The following is a 1,770-nucleotide window of genomic DNA, read 5'->3' as shown; positions in this document are numbered from 1 at the left end:
CCGTCAGGCCTTGATGTCGCAGATGCCGGCGCCGGAGGTGACGGACGCGCCGACCTCGGCGTTGAGTCCGGTGATGGTGCCGGACTTGTGGGCGTTGAGGGGCTGTTCCATCTTCATGGCCTCCAGGACGACGATCAGATCGCCTTCCTTGACTTCCTGGCCCTCCTCGACCGCGACCTTCACGATCGTGCCCTGCATCGGCGAGGCGAGGGTGTCACCCGAGGCGGTCGGACCCGACTTCTTCGCCGCGCGGCGCTTCGGCTTCGCACCCGCCGCCAGACCCGTGCGGGCCAGCGTCATGCCCAGGCTGGACGGGAGGGAGACCTCCAGGCGCTTGCCGCCGACCTCGACCACGATCGTCTCACGGCCCGCCTCGTCCTCGTCCGCGTCCGCGCCGGCCGGGGCGAAGGGCTTGATCTCGTTGACGAACTCCGTCTCGATCCACCGGGTGTGGACCCGGAACGGGTCGGCGGTGAACGCCGGGTCGACCACGACCGCCTGGTGGAACGGGATCGCGGTCGCCATGCCCTCGACCCTGAACTCCGCCAGCGCGCGGGCCGCGCGCTGCAGCGCCTGCTCGCGGGTGGCGCCGGTGACGACCAGCTTGGCGAGCAGCGAGTCCCAGGCCGGGCCGATCACGCTGCCGGACTCCACGCCCGCGTCCAGACGGACACCCGGACCGGTCGGCGGGGCGAAGAGGGTGACGGTGCCGGGCGCCGGGAGGAAGCCCCGGCCCGGGTCCTCGCCGTTGATGCGGAACTCGAAGGAGTGACCCCGGATCTCCGGGTCGCCGTAGCCGAGTTCCTCGCCGTCGGCGATCCGGAACATCTCCCGCACCAGGTCGATGCCGGTGACCTCCTCGGTCACCGGGTGCTCGACCTGCAGGCGGGTGTTGACCTCCAGGAACGAGATCGTGCCGTCCAGGCCGACGAGGAACTCGACCGTGCCGGCGCCGACGTAGCCGGCCTCCTTCAGGATCGCCTTCGACGCCGCGTACAGCTGCTTGTTCTGATCCTCGGTCAGGAACGGCGCCGGGGCCTCCTCGACCAGCTTCTGGTGCCGGCGCTGCAGCGAGCAGTCACGGGTGGAGACGACGACCACGTTGCCGTGGGTGTCGGCCAGGCACTGGGTCTCCACGTGCCGGGGCTTGTCGAGGTAGCGCTCGACGAAGCACTCGCCGCGGCCGAAGGCCGCCACCGCCTCACGCACCGCGGAGTCGTACAGCTCGGGGACCTCTTCGAGGGTGCGGGCGACCTTCAGGCCGCGGCCGCCGCCGCCGAAGGCGGCCTTGATCGCGATCGGCAGGCCGTGTTCCTTCGCGAACGCCACGACCTCGTCCGCACCCGACACCGGGTCGGGGGTGCCGGCGACCAGCGGGGCGCCGGCGCGCTGGGCGATGTGCCGGGCCGCGACCTTGTCGCCCAGGTCCCGGATCGCCTGCGGCGGCGGGCCGATCCACGTCAGGCCCGCGTCCAGCACGGCCTGCGCGAACTCCGCGTTCTCGGACAGGAACCCGTAGCCGGGGTGGACCGCGTCCGCACCCGAGTCCTTCGCGGCCTGCAGCACCTTGGCCATGTCCAGGTAACTGGTGGCCGGGGTGTCACCGCCCAGGGCGAACGCCTCGTCGGCCGCGCGGACGTGCAGGGCGTCCCGGTCCGGATCGGCGTAGACGGCTACGCTCGCGATCCCGGCATCCCGGCAGGCACGGGCGACACGAACAGCGATTTCGCCACGGTTGGCGATGAGCACCTTGCGCACGATGGCTCCCTC

At 71.7% G+C, this 1,770-nt stretch carries 1 protein-coding gene; it reads right to left on the bottom strand.

What is annotated here, in order from left to right:
- Positions 1-3 precede the first annotated feature (3 nt).
- The gene (locus IE245_RS36510) at positions 4-1,758 is read right to left on the bottom strand and encodes an acetyl/propionyl/methylcrotonyl-CoA carboxylase subunit alpha (RefSeq protein WP_189955747.1); all 1,755 of its coding nucleotides are present in this window, start codon (positions 1,756-1,758) and stop codon (positions 4-6) included.
- Positions 1,759-1,770 lie beyond the last annotated feature (12 nt).

The sequence above is a fragment of the Streptomyces roseolus genome (assembly GCF_014649855.1).
Classification (GTDB): domain Bacteria; phylum Actinomycetota; class Actinomycetes; order Streptomycetales; family Streptomycetaceae; genus Streptomyces; species Streptomyces roseolus.
Note: the sequence above shows the minus strand (reverse complement) of the source record. Positions and strands in the feature narration are given on the sequence as shown.